The organism is Spirosoma arcticum (genome assembly GCF_054779955.1).
The window spans coordinates 1-504 of the sequence record NZ_BAAGXG010000075.1; the positions used below are offsets into that span (position 1 = coordinate 1).

Here is a 504-nt window from a genome sequence, read left to right on the forward strand (position 1 = left end):
GGTATTACCAGTATAAGCGGTAATAGAGTTATTTACTACTGTTCTCAGGCGGCAAAGTGAGCGGCTACCCGCTCGATGTGGTCGGGTCGGAGGTCGCACCAGTGATCGTCATCGTCGACGACGACAACCGGGGCCACGGTGTAGCCCAGCTCCTCGGTGACGTACTCGCGCGCGTCGGGGTTCTCGGTGATGTTCACCTCGACGTAGGGGACGCCCTTGCTGTCGAGCATCATCTTCGTCATGCGGCACTTCCCACACTGCGGGCCGGTCGTGTAGACGGTTAGCGCTTCCATTTGGTAATCCTCCCACCCCTCGTTTTTTTGCCGTGAAGGCGAATTCATTCGCCGCTAGGGAGGACGGCCGGAGTGCTAGTGACCGTGGAATACCGGACTGAGCGCAGCGAGGGAGGATATGCCGCGAAAGCACTAGCGCGCAGGTTGGCCGACCGTACGCTGCCGAAGGCTTCACGGCAAAAGAACGGGCCGACAGGCCCCTGCAGTCGGC

At 60.5% G+C, this 504-nt stretch carries 1 protein-coding gene; it reads right to left on the reverse strand.

The genetic code is table 11. The features are described 5' to 3' along the window. Positions 1–44: 44 nt before the first annotated feature. Complete coding sequence (locus ACYVHB_RS32955; RefSeq protein ID WP_005053817.1) at positions 45–293, reverse strand: glutaredoxin domain-containing protein; 249 nt, start codon at positions 291–293, stop codon at positions 45–47. Between the last annotated feature and the right edge of the window lie 211 nt (positions 294–504).

Bases quoted from the DNA above. Each gene is read 5' to 3' on its own strand.
- ACYVHB_RS32955 (WP_005053817.1), bottom strand. From the start codon at position 293: ATGGAAGCGCTAACCGTCTACACGACCGGCCCGCAGTGTGGGAAGTGC.